Annotated in this window: 17 protein-coding genes; 2 read left to right on the forward strand and 15 right to left on the reverse strand. The window is 47.9% G+C overall.

Features of this window, described 5'->3' with window-relative positions; genetic code table 11:
• Positions 1-3 precede the first annotated feature (3 nt).
• Positions 4-993: a DUF5007 domain-containing protein gene (locus tag ACLHR0_RS17585; RefSeq protein ID WP_436488291.1), complete on the forward strand. Its 990-nt coding sequence runs from the start codon at positions 4-6 to the stop codon at positions 991-993.
• A 305-nt stretch (positions 994-1,298) separates the two neighbouring features.
• Here ACLHR0_RS17585 and ACLHR0_RS17590 read toward each other — a convergent pair whose 3' ends face one another.
• The 4 genes from ACLHR0_RS17590 to ggt are packed head-to-tail and all read right to left on the reverse strand — an operon-like array spanning position 1,299 to position 5,035.
• Positions 1,299-2,351, reverse strand: coding sequence for an aminotransferase class I/II-fold pyridoxal phosphate-dependent enzyme (locus tag ACLHR0_RS17590; protein ID WP_436488292.1), 1,053 nt, complete (start codon positions 2,349-2,351; stop codon positions 1,299-1,301).
• Positions 2,352-2,356: 5 nt separating this feature from the next.
• Positions 2,357-2,779 carry a hypothetical protein gene (locus ACLHR0_RS17595; RefSeq protein WP_429046088.1) on the reverse strand — a complete coding sequence of 141 codons (423 nt, stop codon included), beginning with the start codon at positions 2,777-2,779 and terminating at the stop codon, positions 2,357-2,359.
• A 6-nt stretch (positions 2,780-2,785) separates the two neighbouring features.
• Positions 2,786-3,313 (reverse strand): DUF1572 family protein, encoded by a 528-nt coding sequence (locus ACLHR0_RS17600; protein ID WP_436488294.1) that lies wholly within the window; start codon positions 3,311-3,313, stop codon positions 2,786-2,788.
• A gap of 15 nt (positions 3,314-3,328) precedes the next feature.
• Positions 3,329-5,035, reverse strand: coding sequence for a gamma-glutamyltransferase (gene ggt / locus ACLHR0_RS17605; protein ID WP_429060957.1), 1,707 nt, complete (start codon positions 5,033-5,035; stop codon positions 3,329-3,331).
• Between the two features lie 129 nt (positions 5,036-5,164).
• Here ggt and ACLHR0_RS17610 point away from each other — a divergent pair, with 129 nt between their 5' ends.
• Entirely contained in the window at positions 5,165-7,696 is a 2,532-nt protein-coding gene (locus tag ACLHR0_RS17610) for a M14 family metallopeptidase (protein ID WP_436488296.1), read from the forward strand.
• 2 nt (positions 7,697-7,698) lie between these two features.
• On the opposite strand, the gene ACLHR0_RS17615 is transcribed toward ACLHR0_RS17610, so the two are convergent.
• The 11 genes from ACLHR0_RS17615 to ACLHR0_RS17665 form a co-directional block, all read right to left on the reverse strand.
• Positions 7,699-8,307, reverse strand: coding sequence for a redoxin family protein (locus tag ACLHR0_RS17615; RefSeq protein ID WP_436488298.1), 609 nt, complete (start codon positions 8,305-8,307; stop codon positions 7,699-7,701).
• A 152-nt stretch (positions 8,308-8,459) separates the two neighbouring features.
• Positions 8,460-9,419 carry a YihY/virulence factor BrkB family protein gene (locus tag ACLHR0_RS17620; RefSeq protein ID WP_436488300.1) on the reverse strand — a complete coding sequence of 320 codons (960 nt, stop codon included), beginning with the start codon at positions 9,417-9,419 and terminating at the stop codon, positions 8,460-8,462.
• Positions 9,420-9,432: 13 nt separating this feature from the next.
• A complete protein-coding gene (gene mltG / locus ACLHR0_RS17625; RefSeq protein ID WP_436488302.1) occupies positions 9,433-10,485 on the reverse strand; it encodes an endolytic transglycosylase MltG in 1,053 nt (350 codons plus the stop codon).
• Between the two features lie 133 nt (positions 10,486-10,618).
• The gene (secG, locus tag ACLHR0_RS17630) at positions 10,619-10,978 is read right to left on the reverse strand and encodes a preprotein translocase subunit SecG (protein WP_436488304.1); all 360 of its coding nucleotides are present in this window, start codon (positions 10,976-10,978) and stop codon (positions 10,619-10,621) included.
• Between the two features lie 5 nt (positions 10,979-10,983).
• Positions 10,984-11,922: a hypothetical protein gene (locus tag ACLHR0_RS17635; RefSeq protein WP_436488306.1), complete on the reverse strand. Its 939-nt coding sequence runs from the start codon at positions 11,920-11,922 to the stop codon at positions 10,984-10,986.
• A gap of 33 nt (positions 11,923-11,955) precedes the next feature.
• Positions 11,956-12,477 carry an LPS assembly lipoprotein LptE gene (lptE, locus tag ACLHR0_RS17640; RefSeq protein ID WP_370912673.1) on the reverse strand — a complete coding sequence of 174 codons (522 nt, stop codon included), beginning with the start codon at positions 12,475-12,477 and terminating at the stop codon, positions 11,956-11,958.
• A 24-nt stretch (positions 12,478-12,501) separates the two neighbouring features.
• A complete protein-coding gene (locus tag ACLHR0_RS17645; RefSeq protein ID WP_370912672.1) occupies positions 12,502-13,740 on the reverse strand; it encodes a sigma-54 interaction domain-containing protein in 1,239 nt (412 codons plus the stop codon).
• Positions 13,741-13,746: 6 nt separating this feature from the next.
• The gene (locus ACLHR0_RS17650) at positions 13,747-14,097 is read right to left on the reverse strand and encodes a HepT-like ribonuclease domain-containing protein (RefSeq protein ID WP_436488308.1); all 351 of its coding nucleotides are present in this window, start codon (positions 14,095-14,097) and stop codon (positions 13,747-13,749) included.
• Entirely contained in the window at positions 14,087-14,401 is a 315-nt protein-coding gene (locus tag ACLHR0_RS17655) for a nucleotidyltransferase family protein (protein ID WP_436488310.1), read from the reverse strand. The genes ACLHR0_RS17650 and ACLHR0_RS17655 overlap by 11 nt, the downstream gene beginning before the upstream one ends.
• 18 nt (positions 14,402-14,419) lie before the next feature.
• On the reverse strand, positions 14,420-15,832 hold the full coding sequence (miaB, locus tag ACLHR0_RS17660) for a tRNA (N6-isopentenyl adenosine(37)-C2)-methylthiotransferase MiaB (RefSeq protein WP_436488312.1): 1,413 nt from the start codon (positions 15,830-15,832) through the stop codon (positions 14,420-14,422).
• Between the two features lie 194 nt (positions 15,833-16,026).
• Entirely contained in the window at positions 16,027-16,533 is a 507-nt protein-coding gene (locus ACLHR0_RS17665; protein WP_436488314.1) for a hypothetical protein, read from the reverse strand.
• Between the last annotated feature and the right edge of the window lie 8 nt (positions 16,534-16,541).

Genomic DNA, 16,541 nt, shown 5'->3' on the forward strand with positions numbered 1-16,541 from the left:
AGTATGTTGTATAAATATAAAGGGATAAAATTCCTTACATCCGTTGTTCTGCTGGGACTATTGATCGCCGGATGTAAAAAAATTGAGGAAGGCTTTCTGAGCGAAGGACTCTACGTACCGGACACCCCCATAAAAGTGCAGCGGGGTAACGCTTTCCAGAAAACAAGCGCCATCCTTGCAGATGGTACCACCCAGCCCATGACCGTGAAGCTGCTTGACATCAGGAGGGCAGATAACAAAAAACATGCGGATGAATTTTATAAAGAATACCCTGTTTACGTATATACGGCAGCGGTAGATCCCGCGAAAGACACCACCATTGAACTGGTGAACAAAAAGCGTGAACTGAAAAAGATGCAGCCTTATGTATTCCTGACCAGTGGCCAGTTTGTGTTTAACGGTGCTACCGACAGCTTACCGCTGGATGTTACCTACGAATATGATGTGGAAGTATCCAACGTGGCAGGCTCCAAAGTGTATAAGAATATCGGTACGCTCACTACGGTTGATCCGCCATTGGTGACTGAAACAACGGCCAACTGTAACTTCTTCCCGGATGATGCTTCTCCCACCGTGCCAATGGGCGCACCGGTAATGACGATTACCAGGGTGAGTGAAAGCGGCGCCTCTGTTATTCTGAAAATTACGGATAAAGATGGCAAACCTTTCAATCCTAAAAAGGGAGAGATCATTAAGCGTGGCGACCGTCCTATTTTTGAAAACTACGCCAGGTTCCATCCCATTGAGTATACAGATACCGCCATGATCTGCAACTTTGAGATTGCACCATTCCCATTGAGCCGCTATTCCAATGGCGGTACCAACTGGAACTACCTGATGTACTATCGTATTCCTTCTGCCTTTGTATCGGTAGATAAAAATGTATCCAGCAAAATAGGCAGCGTAAACCCGCTGTTTGCTTTCCGCCTGATGAAAGCGGGAACCTATGTTGTGGAGCTGAGGATGCCTAAAACGGTAAAGGTAACGCCATAAGAAGTTGGTAAAACATAAATAAAAACGGGGTTGTATTCAACGTAATACAACCCCGTTTTTTTGTTATTTTCGCCAATCAGGTGTATCTTTAGAGCATGTATAAAACATTGACGTACAATATCTTTCTTTGCGACGTTCGTCTAAACAGAACGCTGAAACCCTGTGCAAGAAGCTGATCCCCAATAGCTTACCGATCAAGTCCACGTCACCTCCACGTCAACACCGTGTTAACTCCATCTCAAAGGCATGTTCAAAGTATTCCCTAAGTATGTCCAAAGCAATGGCGAAGTATGCACTATGGCTGTTTATGTTTTTGTGACACCAAACTCCTGGAGGAACCGGTGCAGCGTTGTCATATCTTCCTGGAGATGTAACGCAGAAACTACCGCCCGGTTGATTACCGGGCTATGTGGCTGCGGATATGCAAAGCTGGAAATGATCACGTCCCTTTCCTGCAGGTATTGTACCAATGCTTCACCGGGTGGAAGAATAAACATGGGCAGGCCATGCGGATTATGCACAGCGGTGTTGGCGGTAAGATGAAGAAGAAAGGCGATGTTTTGCTGTAACGACCGGTGCATTTTGACAATCAGTTCACCGGATTGCAGCCACGCATGGGCATAGGCCGGCATCATAGGCGTGCTGGCGGAAAACACGGGCAGTTTTTTGATGGCCATGATATCGGCTGCATGACCGGCAACAACGCCGCCGGGAATACTGTAGGCCTTTGCCAGTGAGGCGGTGAGCAGGTATCTTACAAAAGGTGTTTGCGGCAGAAAATGGATGGCGCCCTGCCTGGCAGGGCCTAATATACCGATGCCGTGGGAATCATCTGCCAGCACTAACACTTTGCGCTGCAATTCCTGCAACCAGTGAAAAGAATGAATAGTGCCGGTAAGCGGGTTCACCGTATCCGTGATGATCACAAAGTGATGATCCGGGTGAGTGTTTACTTTTTCAGTGGTTTGAGTAATCCATTCGTCGCGGCTCATAGCCGGCAACTCCGGTTGCTGCTGCCACAGCGAAGGATGCGCATCCGGTGCATACAGGGGCTGCTTGTTACTGACAGCGTATTGTGCAGCGGCTTGCGATGCCTGGTACCCGGAAGAAAAAACAACGGCCGACTGCTGCTGCAAATGAACAGCCAGGGCATGTTCTATTTCTTCGTATATGGATAAACGTAAGTTTGCCGACCTGGAAGAAGGAAACAGGGCGCCATACCTTTCAATCCCCTGTATAAGCAGGTGTTTGAAGGCTGGCAGCTGATGCAGCCCCAGGTAGGCAAACCCCGAAAAGAACAGGCAGCTGCGGCCGTCCTGTGTCACTGTTCTGCCGGGCGTGTGATCCGTATACAACATAGCCGTTAATCTTTCTTAGTACATAAGATAAACTGGAAATCGGTAGAAGTTACCTGCATGTCGAAATAATCTTCTGTAAGCCGGGTAACGGTAACCAGGTTCTCCACCTTACGGTCGCCGTTCTTCGCGGTAACAGAGATCATGGCGCCATTGCTGAGGATAAAGTACTTACCCGTATCCGACCTGCCTGCAATAGTGGCCACGAAAACGTTGTTATCGAGGAATTGATAATAAGCATCCCGGTAGTAACCTTTTTTAAGGTCCTGCGCCTGTATGTATTGTGTGTTGCTGATGGGCGACTCCGGTGGAATTTTTACATCGTATACCCGCCACTTTTTATTCATCAGCAGTTCATTGTTCTTTTTACCCTGGCAGGCGGTGATCACAGATAGCACCGCGATAACGGTAAGTAGATGACGTATTTTCATGGATGGTCAGTTCCCTGTTTTTTCTTTATTGAAGGCTGCCGATCCGCCTTTGGGGATGGACAGGCTTTCCCAATTACTTTTCAGGATCATTTTCCCGATGTATACGATTTGTCCCACGTGGTAGGGCACATGAGCCAGTTGCCGGTTAATGGCATCTATCACAATGTGAGGCTCATTACGGATAAACACGGTCCTGTCCAGGTCTGTTTCCTGCAGGCTGCGGATAGCCAGGAGCATACAGTTCCAGCCTTCGTCCCAAAGCTGGAGGATTTCTTCCGGGGAAAGATCGCTTTCTTCAAATTCCCCGTCGCGGTTACGGCCGGGCTTCTCTCCGTCGGTGGTGAGGAAGTCGGTCCAGCGTGATAACATATTGCCATGCAGGTGTTTTATAATCATGGCAATGCTGTTCGGCTCTCCCTCCGGTTGCCAGTTCAGCTGCGCTTTGTTGAGCCGCAACATGGTTTTAAGGCCCAGCTCCCGGTGTATTTCAAGCCGTTTTAGTACACTTTGTAAATAGATAGACTGAATAGACATGTCAATGTTTTTAAGTTAATATCCTGCTGCGCTGTCGTCGCCACGTTTATCCCCGGAAGCTTCCAGGTAGCGGCTTTCAGGCGCCCGTTTAATAATTTCTGTACGGCCAATGCCGCCGCGTTTTACTACTTTATAGCCCATCCCTTCCAGCGCCTGGATGGTGGTGTCGGGAAAATCGTTCTCCACGGCAATTTCATCCGGCAGCCATTGGTGATGGAATTTAGGTTTGTTGATAGCTTCTGATGGGGTAAGCCCGAATTCCAGTGTATTCATCAGCGTTTGAAAAACGGAGGTGATGATAGTCGCGCCGCCGGGTGTACCCAATGAATATAGCACTTCGTTCTTTTGTAAAACGAGGGTAGGCGTCATGGAGCTGAGCATGCGTTTGGCCGGTGCAATGGCGTTGGCTTCGGTGCCTACCAGTCCGTACATATTGGGCACGCCGGGTTTTACGCTGAAGTCGTCCATTTCATTGTTGAGTAGAAAGCCTGCTTTACCTACCACTGTTCTGCTGCCGAAGTGGCCGTTGAGCGTGGTGGTTACCGCTACTGCATTGCCATCGGCATCGATGATGCTGAGGTGCGTGGTTTCCTCGCTTTCCGGCAGCACGCCCGCTTTGGTTTGTTCACTGGAACCTGCTTTACCGGGTGTAAAGTCCTGCATGCGGGCGGCCAGGTATTTTTTATCAGTAAGTTGTGAGATGGGTACTTTCACAAAATCGGGGTCGCCGAGAAACTGGGCGCGGTCGGCATACGCGCGCCTTTCCGCTTCCACCATCAGTTGAACCGCCTGCGGCGACTGGAATCCCCATTGCGAGATGGGATAGTTTTCCACCATGCCCATCAGCTGTTGCAGGCAAATGCCGCCGCTGGAAGGCAGGGGCATGGTTACAATCGTATAGCCTTTATAGTTAAAAGCTACCGCTGTCCTTTCCTTTGCTTTATAGCTTTTAAGATCCTGCAGCGTCATGATACCATTGCCGCGTTTCATTTCTGCCACGATGCTGGCGGCGGTTTCTCCCTGGTAAAATCCTGCGGCTCCTTTATTTCGTATAAGCGTGAGCGTATGTGCCAGTTCTTTTTGTATCAATGTGTCGCCGGCCTTCCAGGGTTGTTCTTTTACAAAGGCGGTTTTGCTGGTATTCAGTCTTTCGAAATCAGCCCTGGCGTTGTTCAGGCCACTGGCTTCTGCTTCAGTGATCACAAACCCTTTCTCTGCCAGGCGGATAGCCGGATCTATGAGTTTTGCAAAAGGCAGCCTGGCGTACTTCATCGCGGCAAATAACCCGGCAACGGTGCCAGGCACGCCTGCGGCCAGCTGGCCATCAAGACTCAGCTGGGTAACCGGGTTGCCAAGAGAATCGAGGTACATATCCCGGTGCGCTTTTGCCGGGGCTGTTTCCCTGTAATCAATGGCGATATTCCGGCCACTTTTGAGGTGACCTACCAGGAACCCTCCTCCGCCAAGATTGCCGGCGCCCGGGTATACCACGGCCAGCGCCAGCTGCGTGGCTATGGCCGCATCCACCGCGTTGCCGCCCTGTTGCAGTACGATGGCGCCTACACGGCTGGCCAGCGGATGCGCAGATACTACTGCTCCATGCAGCACTTTGATATCTTTTTCTACACTATAATCGTAAGGATGTAGTTCATCTGTTGTTTGCTGGGCACAGGCGGTATGTAAAGTGCATACCGTCATCCCCAGCATGATAAGGAAACGCATGGGTATCTGTTTGGATCGAAATTAAGGATATGCGGGGAATTATAGGAAATTTAATAATTTAAGCAGTGTTAATAATTATCACCCGAAAACAATTCCTAACTTACAGTATCCAATAATAGCAGGCTTTCTATGCGCAGATTTATACTAATGACCGTTGTTATGCTGGGCGTTCTTTTTGCAAATGCCCAGGTGCCAACCCCTGATCAGTTTCTCGGTTATCCCCTGGGAACACAGTTTACGCCACATTATAAAGTGGTAGACTATTTCAAACAGGTAGCCGCTACAGCGAAGAATGTAAAGCTGGAACAGTATGGCACTACCTATGAAGGCAGGCCGCTGGTGCTGGCAATTGTTGCTTCTCCTGAAAATGCCGGCCGGCTTGAGGAGATCCGGCAGCACAGCCTGGACATGTCCAACGCGAAAGGCAACAGCGCCGGCAATCAGCCGGTGATTGTCTGGTTAAGCTATAACGTGCACGGTAATGAGGCGGTTTCCACGGAAGCATCGATGAAGGCCCTGTACGAACTGGTGAATAACGCGAATGCACAAACGCAGCAGTGGCTGAAGAATACCGTGGTGGTAATTGACCCCTGCCTGAACCCCGACGGACGCGAAAGATATGTGAACTTCTATAACAACACCCGCGGCGCTACACCCAATGTAAACCGTTGGTCGAGGGAGCACAATGAACCCTGGCCAGGCGGAAGGGCCAATCATTATTACTTTGATCTGAACCGCGACTGGGCCTGGCAAACACAAAAGGAATCGCAGCAGCGGGTGGCGAAGTACAACCAGTGGATGCCACAGCTGCACGTGGATTTTCATGAGCAGGAAATAGAAGCGCCTTATTATTTTGCGCCTGCAGCAGAACCTTTTCATGACGCTATAACGCCCTGGCAGCGCCAGTTGCAGGTGCTCATTGGTAAAAACAATGCGAAGTACTTTGATCAGCAGGGCTGGTTGTATTTCACAAAGGAACGTTTCGATCTGTTCTATCCCAGCTATGGCGATACCTATCCCATGTACAACGGCGCCATTGGCATGACGTACGAGCAGGGGGGCAGCGGAAGGGCAGGCGTGGCAGTACTGAAAAAAGACGGCGATACGCTTACACTGACCGACCGTATTGCACATCATTTCACCACCAGCATGTCTACCATAGAAGTGGCGTCCCAACAGGCAGACAAGATTATCCAGGAGTATACCCAATACTTTGAAGCGGCGCAGAAAGCGCCACAGGGCGGGTATAAATCATATGTGGTGAAGGCCGGCGGCAACACCGAAAAGCTTAATACGCTGGCAGAACTGCTGCGTAAAAATAATATCGCATTCGGCTTTGGCGCCAACACCGGCAGCGCCAGCGGCTTCAATTACTTTATCGGCAAAACAGAAACGTTTACCATCGATAAAGAAGACCTGGTGATCAATGCCTATCAGCCACATTCCAATATGCTGCGGGTATTGTTTGAACCGGTCTCTCATTTAACAGATTCCATTACCTACGATATTACTGCATGGGCGTTGCCGTATGCTTACGGGTTAACTTCCTATGCGGTGAAGCTGCCGTTAACACCAGCGGCAGACGCGCCGGCGGCACGTAACAACACGCCGTTGTCGATACAGCAACCCTATGCTTACCTGGCTAAATGGAACAGCGTGCGCGATGTGAAATTCCTGTCGGCGTTATTGCAAAACGATATTAAAGTACGGTTTACAGAAACACCGTTTACTGCCGGCGGTAAGGATTTCCCCGCAGGTACGCTTATTATTACCCGTTCGGGCAATACTGCCAAAGGAGATCAGTTCGACCGGTTCATCACCATGCAGGCCAATCATTTTAAGATTTCACTGGAAGCAGTGGCTACTGGGTTCGTAGATAAAGGAATGGACTTTGGCTCAGACAAGATCCGGTTTATCCGCAAGCCGGAAGTAACCCTGCTGGCAGGAAGAGGCATCTCTTCACTGGGCATGGGAGAGATATGGCATTTCTTTGAGCAGCAGCTGGATTTCCCTGTAACGGTAGTGGATGAACGAAATGTGGATGATATTAACTGGGACCGGACAGATGTGCTGATTTTAGCAGATGGGGATTATAAGATGTTTGAAGATAAAGCGGCTACCGACAAACTGAAAGAATGGGTGAATAACGGGGGAAAACTGATTGCACTGGAAAGTGCGGCGGTACAGGTAGCGGGCGCCGACTGGGGCATTAAACTGAAAAAGGAAGAAGAGAAAGATAAAGACGCCAAAGAAAAAGCCGCAGCAGCGCATCCGTATGATGCCGTGAAACCTTATGCCAACAGGGAGCGGGAAAGCATTAAACAGTTTATACCCGGCGCCATTTATAAAGTGCAGCTGGATACCACGCATCCGCTGGCCTTTGGCTACCCTGCTTTGTATTATACATTGAAGCAGGATGCGCATTTGTATGAGTTTATTGAAAGCAGCGGCTGGAATGTGGGCGTGTTAAAGAAAGACAGCTACCTCACCGGCTTTGTGGGCGCATCTACCCGGCAGCAGTTGAAAGACGGGCTGCTGTTTGGTGTGAAAGAAATAGGTAACGGATCAGTGATTATTCTTGCAGATAATCCCTTGTTCAGAAGTTTCTGGGAAAATGGCAAGCTGTTGTTTAGCAATGCAGTTTTCCTGGTAGGACAATAGTTTTACAGGTTCCTTTTTATATTACATCCCAGGGTATGGGAAGTGTTTACGCTGACAGGTTTGCCAGCCAGCATTTCGTTGATGGCATTTTGTAAGAGGCGTGTTTTTACAGCGTCTGCATTACCCGGACTGTCGTCAATTCCGCCCTTATAAGCGAGCAGGCTGTTTTTGTCAAACAGGAAGCATTCGGGTGTATGATTGGCGTCGAAGGCATTGGCCAGTATCGCATTTTTATCTATCACATAATACCAGGTGAAATGCTGCGAGGTGGCATACTGCTTCATGGCGGCAAAGGATTCATTGCCGGTACGCGCAGCTTCGTTGGAGTTCACCATAATGATGCCGATCCGGTTTTTTGAAGCATACACGCAGATGTTACGCAGCCGTTCCTGGTTGCGCAGCATGTACGGGCATTGATTACTTCCAAAGATGACCAGCAATCCGTTGGCGCCTTTTGCTGCGCCCAATGAAATCTCTTTTCCGGAAATATCGGTACAGGCAATTTCTGACTTTGGTAAAGGAGATCCCGGTTCCAGGGGAACTTCCCGGTTTGGTTGAAAGGAAGAAAGTAAAATAGTACAGCAGGATAAATAAAAGGTGGCCTTTATCATAGCGTATGGTTTTCAGGTCCTGATTAAATATAGTAAAATGCTACAGGATATTCCTGTCTTTTTTCAAAGACAAATAATCGTTTAAGATATAATAAAAAAGAATAAGATAAAAATATTTGTCAGGGAATAAAAGAAGAAGTTGACGAGGTTTGTTATGCGGGCAGGGAAGTTTTTTTTGTTTCTTTTCTTGCGTCGCTGATGGTTCTGATGCTGGCATTCAGTTCAAACCCCACGAGGAGGATAAAGGAGTTGAAGAACACCCACAGCATGAGTACGAGAATGGTGCCGATAGATCCGTAAATCTTATTATAGTTGCCAAAATTATTCACAAACCAGGAGAACCCTATGGTCACCAGGATCATGCATATAGTGGCTACGGCGGCGCCGGCGGTAATGAATTTCCAGCGGGTGGTGGTAGCGGCGCCAATGCGGTACAGCACCGCATTCACCGAATAAAAAAGCATAATGATCAGTACCCACCGGGCGATATCGATCACGTTCCGTAATAAGGTGCTGTGGATGCCGATGATGTTAAACAGCCAGCGGAGCGTAGCGCCTTGAGCAATGATGAGGGCAACGGTAATGAGCAGCAGGAAAACCAGTATGGCGGTGAGTTGCAGTGCTATCAGCCTGTTTTGCCACCATTTTCTTTTCCGGAAGCCGGCGCCCTGTATTTTACTGAAGGAACGAAGAATACCCATTACGCCGTTGGAGGAATAGAAGAATCCCATCAGGAAGGCGATAGAGAGCAATCCGTTGCGGTGTGTGTAGAGGAAGTCGTGGATCATTCCCCGCACAATCATATAGGTGTTGTAGTTGGGTGTCAGGTCTTCCGCCAGGTCGTAGAGGGTGGGCTCTATGTTTTGCACCGGGATGTATGGTACCAGTGTGAACAGGAAGATGAAAAATGGTGGAATGGCCAGGAGGAAGTTAAAGGAAATGGCCCTGGCGCGGTCCCCCAGTCCCCGGCTTTTGGTTTCCTGTCCGAAGTGTTTCAGTACGTCGTATAGTGGGATGCCTTCAAACCCGGGAAGGATCAGTGTTTTAGTCCTTGCCACCAGCCGGCGGTAGGGTTTTGAACGGAAGATGATGTTTTCGGGTCTGAAGGCCAAATTTGTTATTTATTTAGAATCCTCTTTTATTCAGTTCTGCCTGGTATTTTCTTGCGTTTATCAGGTGCTCGGCATAGGTGGCTGCGAAAGCATGATAGCCGGAGAAGTCGGCTCTGGCACAAAAATAAAGGTAATCTGTTTCAGGAGTATTCAATACGGCATTTAAAGTTTTTTCCGAGGGCGTGCAAATGGGTCCCGGGGGCAGGCCGGCATAACGGTAAGTGTTATACGGCGAATCGAAGAGGGTATGATTTTCCCGGATCCTTTTCAGCCCGAAGTCCTGCAGTGCGAACTTCACGGTAGGATCTGCCTGGAGGCGCATGCCTTTCCGGTAGCGGTTGAGGTATACGCTGGCAACCATTGGCTTTTCATCGTTTTTATTGGTTTCTTCTTCCACGATGGAACCAAGAATGGTTACTTCATTGGCGGTGAGGCCCAGTTTAGCGGCTTTTTCTTTTCTTTCCGCCGTCCAGAATTCTTCCCTTTCTTTTTCCAGTTTTTTAAATACGGCTTCTGCGCCGGTATTCCAGTAGAATTCGAATGTATTGGGGATGATGGCGCACATGACGGTGTTGGTATCCAGGCCAAACTGGCGGAGGTATACCGGGTCATTTATCAGGGAGCGCATTACATTGGAATCTGCTTCCAGGTTGTTGGAGATCTTCCTGACGAAATCGTTTTTGGTGCGTAGTTTATTGATCACGAGTACCACCGGTGTTTGTTTTCCGGAGCGGAGCATGCGGGCAATGTCGAAGTTGCTCATGCCGCGGGTAATTTTATAGCGTCCTGCTTTTACGCGGTTGGGATAGTCGAGTTTTTCCGCCACCCAGTTAAAACTGTTGCGGTTGCGGATAATGCCCTGTTCTTCCAGTCCGTCGAGTACCGCTGAGTAGGTGCTGTTGGTGCGCACATAAAAGTATTTGCTGTCGCCAAATGGTTTGGTATTGGGGCCAAATACGCGGTAGGAGGTATATACCAGTGCACCGGCCGCCAAACAGCCGGCAATGACCAGTATCCGTCTTATCCAGACTGATTTTGCGCTGGATTGTTTGCTTTTCTTCGCCATAGATCGTGTTGGAAGTTACAAGTGGGCAAAGGCGTGATCAGCCAGGTTTTTCAATATACGCCGCCGGTTGCCATTAAAAAAAACCTCGCTTTTAACGGCGAGGTTTCAAATATTATTATGCTGATAGTGTTAATTACTTGTTGGGAGCAGGAGCCGGTGCCGGAGCAGGGGTGCCTTGTAACGGAGTTGATGGTGCCGGAGGCGCAATTGGCTGGCCAGCGGATGCTTTTTCTACTGCACTTGGTGCAACCTGCTGCACTTTGCTGCCTTTACCAATAAAGAAAGGAGCAGTGAGGCACAAGATGGCAATCAGTGCCGCCAGTATCCAGGTACCTTTTTCCAATACGTCAGTTGTCTGACGCACCCCAATCACCTGATTACCAACACCACCGAGGCTGCCGGAGAGTCCGCCACCTTTTGGGTTCTGGATCAGCACGAAGAAGCCCAACAACACACAGGCTAATATGATCAGGATACCAAAAATTATCAACATAGAAATTACTGTTTATTTTTATCTGTTTTTGACTTTAAGTCTAATATCTTTTGCGCAAAATAAGCGTTTTTGTCGGGATTAAGCAAACTTAATTTTTGATATATCTTAATCGCGTTGCCATACTGCTGCTGGCGTACCCAGATTTCGGCCAGGGTTTCTGAAACGATATCATTGTTGAATACAATGGAGTCCATCGCCATTTTTTCCACGGTTTCAGAAACTTCCGGTTCTTCCTCTTCTTCGTACATCCGGTGTAACTGCTGGTGATACCAGTCTTTGCTGGTTTTCCCGGCAAAATTGTCTTTCATTTGCCGTAACCAGGAAGTAAAACTCTTCATTTCTGCCGCTCCTTGTTCGTTTAAATCATCTGCTTCATCGGGATTTTTAAGTCTCTTGTAAGCAAAATAATCATCTGTGTATAAAGGTTGAAAGATCAGTTCCGTTTCTTCTTCGGCCGCTGCCATCGGGAATATCTTAATAGGGCCGGAGGAAGTTGATTCTTCTTCATCCGCGGCCTCTGCATGATCCTGCCCGTTGGTAGCCGCCGGCATTACTACCGGTGGTGGGAGTATTTCCGCGGTGGCGGTATGACTGGCGTTACCCGGTTCAAAATCCGCGACGGCGATGGGCGCCTCCGGTTCTTCCATTACCTCCGGGAGTGCATCTTCCGGAATAATGGCAGCTACGCGGTTTTCTACAACCTGTAACACCTCTTCTGCTGTAATCAGCTGATAAGCATAGTGATGCTGATCTGAATACAGGAGCGCTTTTTTTAGGGCGGGGTGATGAAGGTTGCCGGTTTCCTGGTATACTTTTTTTGCCAGCAGGAGGCGGGCTGCGGAAAAATACGGGTGATCCGCTACCAGTTGCTCCATTGCCGCTTCATTCACCAACTCCAGGGAGGGTTGTAGAAACACATGTGCTATAATCCTGTTTGCCGTCATAGGTTGCTAATGTAATAAATTAATGATTACACACTACCAGTTTGCAAAAGCCCTGTTAAAGATATCATCTGTGATACCGGGAATAATATTGCTTTCCAGCAGATTGTTTTCCACGGAGCTGGGCAATTGCGTGGCCGGGAACTCTGCTGAACGGGAAAAGGATTGGGTGAAGCCTTTTTTATCGCCTATCCTTTTAATGAAAGTAACGTTTACAGTAACATTGAGCCTGGAAGTAGCCGCCTGGTCCACATTGGTTACCGCCGCATTGGAAAAGGAGTAGCCGGTAATAGTGGCTTTGAACTCGTAATCGGCGCGGGGTTCTGTTTCATTCACCTGTGTAAGACGGGTTTGTGAAGTAATCTTATCACGCAGTTTCATTGTCAGCTTCTGGCTCAGGGTCGGGTTATTGATGGGCGCCCTGTTTTCGATGAAGCGTACATTCACGGTGGTGGCTCCCTGTTCGATACTGGCGCCGGTGGTAGAGTACTTCACGCTACAACCTGCCAATATTGCCATTACGCCGATGGCTATAAATACTTTGATATTGCTGATCATTGTGGTGCTAGGATTAAGATTCGTTTATTCGGCGATATTATATTCTTTGAGTTTGCGGTAAAGCGTTCTTTCGGAAATACCGAGGTCCAGCGCGGCATCCTTACGTTTGCCTTTGTGTTTTTTCAGCGCTTTCACAATGAGTTCCTTCTCTTTGTCGGCAATAGATAGTGTTTCTTCTACTTCTTCGTGATGATCAATTTTATTATCCGACAGGATAATGGGCTGTTGCGCTGGTCCCAGGCCGGCGCCTGGAGGCGTATTCATTTCTGCAGCGCCGGGATAAGTGTGCAGCACATGATTATCAGGATGATATTCAGCTGCATGTGGCATATTCGGATTTTGCAGGATGTCGAAGAACATTTTCTTTACTTCTGTTACATCTTTCTTCATATCGAAGAAAAGTTTGTACAGGATATCCCTCTCACTGTTAAAATCGCTGTTCTGCTGTGGCGCCGCCAACATGGGCAGGCGGTTCACTTCCGGCTGATCGGGGAGGAATCTTTTCAGATCATTGGCAGTTACCAGTTTATCTGAAGACAGAACGGAAATTTGTTCTGCAATATTTTTCAGCTCGCGGATATTACCTCTCCACGGGTAGTTTACCAGGATATTACGGGCTTCTTCATCCAGTTGTATCGAAGGTGTTTTATATTTTTCGGAGAAGTCGACCGAGAATTTTCTGAACAGCAAAGGAATATCTTCTTTACGGTCGCGGAGCGCAGGCACCCGGATGGGGACTGTGTTGAGCCTGTAGTAAAGATCCTCGCGGAATTTGCCCTGTTGGGTACGTTCCAGCAAATCGCGGTTGGTAGCGGCTACTACCCGTACATCTGTTTTCTGTACTTTGGAGGAACCTACGCGGATATATTCACCGGTTTCCAGTACACGGAGCAGCCTTGCCTGTGTTCCCATGGGCATTTCGCCAATTTCATCGAGGAAAATAGTACCGCCGTTAACGGTTTCAAAGTAACCTTTACGGCTGTCGACCGCGCCGGTAAACGATCCTTTCTCGTGGCCGAAAAGCTCGGAGTCGATCGTACCTTCGGGGATAGCGCCGCAGTTAACGGCAATAAACGGATTATGTTTACGTGCGCTCAGGGCATGAATGATCTGTGAAAAAACCTCTTTACCAACACCACTTTCACCGTTAATGAGTACCGTGAGATCGGTATTGGCTACCTGAACAGCCACCTGCAATGCGTAATTGAGCGCAGGACTACTACCAATAATGCCAAACCTGTTTTTTATAGCCTGTATGTCCATAAGCGGTTATTCGTATGTTTGATGGTTTAAAATAGCTTCAGCTTCCGTTTTTAAAATGGGAAGATGATTATTGACGATATCCCACAGAATCCTGTAATTGATCCCATCATAGTCATGAACAATAATGTTCCTTGTTGCTTTTATTTTTTGCACCTCACTGATATTCAGATCGGGCTTTATTTTTAGCGCACAAATAACGGCTTCACCTATTATTTGTAATTCCCTTTCAATAGCGCTGGTCAATAGCCTGGAAGACACGAACGAGTCGAAATCTGTTGCATCTTTAGTAAATATCTGTATGGCATTGATAGAATCAATCACATCATACATATATTTTTCTATTGATTTATCCTTCATAAACCAGGGTCTTATCTTTATTAATTGCTTTAATGAAGTATGGGTTCCGAAGATAATCCTGCGCAACAAGATCCACCTTAATCTTCAGGATGCTTTCAAGTGAGCTTTTCAGGTCAAAAAAATTGTCAGCGTACTGATCGCCGGGAATTTCTTTTTCCTTGAAAGAGTATAATAAATCCACATCACTTCCAGAGTGCATGGTATTCCTGGCTGCAGAGCCTATCAGAAAGAGATATTTTACATGATGTTTATTACAAGTATCTTTTATCTCTTCCAGGTGACGGGAAATAATCGGATTTATCATACTATCAATTATTTATTGCTAAACTACAGCTTTCCCGATCAAAGTACCTGATGTGCAGCTTTCCACTTTAACCATCACGTAATCGCCTTTTTTAAAGTTTTCCTTTGGAAACACGATTACCTTGTTCTGATCGTTGCGGCCAAACAGCTGCTCATCGGAGCGTTTGGAAGTGCCTTCTACCAATACTTTGAACGTTTTGCCTACTTCTTTCAGCATGTTTTCCTGCGAAATATCGCGGTGCAGCGCCACCACTTCGGCCAGTCTCCTTTTCTTTACTTCTTCCGGAATATCATCTGTATACCGGCGTTCTGCCAGTGTACCCGGACGTTCGGAGTAGAAGTACATATAAGACAGGTCGTAGCGGGCATAGCGCATCAGGCTGAGCGTATCCTGGTGATCTTCTTCAGTTTCCGTGCAGAAGCCGGTGATCACGTCGGTAGACAGGCCGCAGTCGGGGATCAGTTCACGGATGCGGTCTACCTTTTTGATATACCATTCGCGGGTATACGTACGGTTCATGAGCTGTAAGATGCGTGAACTGCCGCTTTGTACGGGCAGGTGAATATAATTGCAGATGTTATCGTACTTCAGCATGGTGAATAGTACTTCATCTGTAATGTCTTTCGGATGGGAAGTGCTGAAACGTACGCGCAGCAAAGGATTGATGAGCGCTACTCTTTCCAGCAGCATGGCGAAGGTAATGGTTTCGCTGCCGTCGTTGCTGGTCCAGTAGTAGGAGTCAACATTCTGGCCCAGGAGCGTTACTTCGCGGTAGCCATTGGCGAAAAGCTCTTCAGCTTCCTTCACAATGGAATAGGCGTCGCGGCTGCGTTCACGGCCACGGGTAAACGGCACCACGCAGAAGGAACACATATTATTACAGCCCCGCATAATGGACACAAAAGAAGTAACCCCGTTGTTATCCAGTCGTACCGGGCTGATATCCCCATAGGTTTCCTCGCGGCTCAGCAACACATTCACCGACTTCTGACCGGTTCCTGCTTCTGCAATCAGCGCCGGGAGACTGCGGTAAGCATCCGGGCCTACTACCAGGTCTACCAGTTTCTCTTCTTCCAGCAGTTTACCTTTGATGCGTTCGGCCATGCAGCCTAAAACACCCACCAGCATGCCGGGAGTTTGCTGTTTTATTTTTTTGAATTCAGTAAGACGTTTACGTACGGTTTGTTCCGCTTTTTCACGGATAGAGCAGGTATTGAGCAATATGAGGCTGGCTTCTTCCGCGTTGCGGGTAGGGCCATAGCCTTCCTCGCCCAGGATGGAGGCAACAATTTCACTGTCGTTGAAATTCATTGCACAACCATAACTTTCAATGTAAAATTTTTTAGTATATGTTTGGGTGCCAGTCGTTGCAGGAGCAAAAGCTTCTCCCTGGCGACTTTCATCATGCACTTTGGTATCCAGATCAAGCATCCTGACAAAAATTTTGGAAGGCAAAAATAGGTAATAAAAATAACAAAATGACAGAATGGCAGAAAATAGTATTTCCGGATGATTAATGTGCTTTTGCAGATGTGTTTTCAGCTACACCTGGTATATAAAAGGACATTAATGATCCGGAAACAGATAATATGGTTTAGAAGCGCTAACGCCCTGCCGGCTTGAAGTTACGCGGTTTTTAACTTCAGCTTTGTGGCTATCCAGCTGTTTTTCAGCGGCTGCAGCCAGCTGGTATCCAGTTCCTGCCTGGTAAGTACGGTATTGTTCAGGTAGATGGTATTTTCATCGATATAACCTTTCTCCAGTGCATAGCCAACCTGGGCCATAGGCAATAACTCCACTTTATCTTTTACGATGAAGCCGAGCAGGAGGCGGTCGAACATATTAACGCTGTACTGTTGCTCTATACTTTTGATAATGCGAACGGAACTATCTGTGCTGCAGCCACTTACGGCGGTCTGCGATTCATCTGCCATCAATACGATCACCTGGTTCAGCACCACCTGTCCCCAGCCTTTTACGGGAGCGCCGTGGGCGTTCCACTGGGCGGTGAACTGATGCAGCTGCTCGTTAATTTCCAGTATCTCCTGTTCATTGAATGGTCTGTTGCTCTGGTATATCCAAACCCTGGAGGCGGGAGAAAAGCCTGAAGGGAAGATGTTGCTGGTATTCATAACACAAA

This window comes from Chitinophaga sp. ARDCPP14, from assembly GCF_051362515.1.
Classification (GTDB): domain Bacteria; phylum Bacteroidota; class Bacteroidia; order Chitinophagales; family Chitinophagaceae; genus Chitinophaga.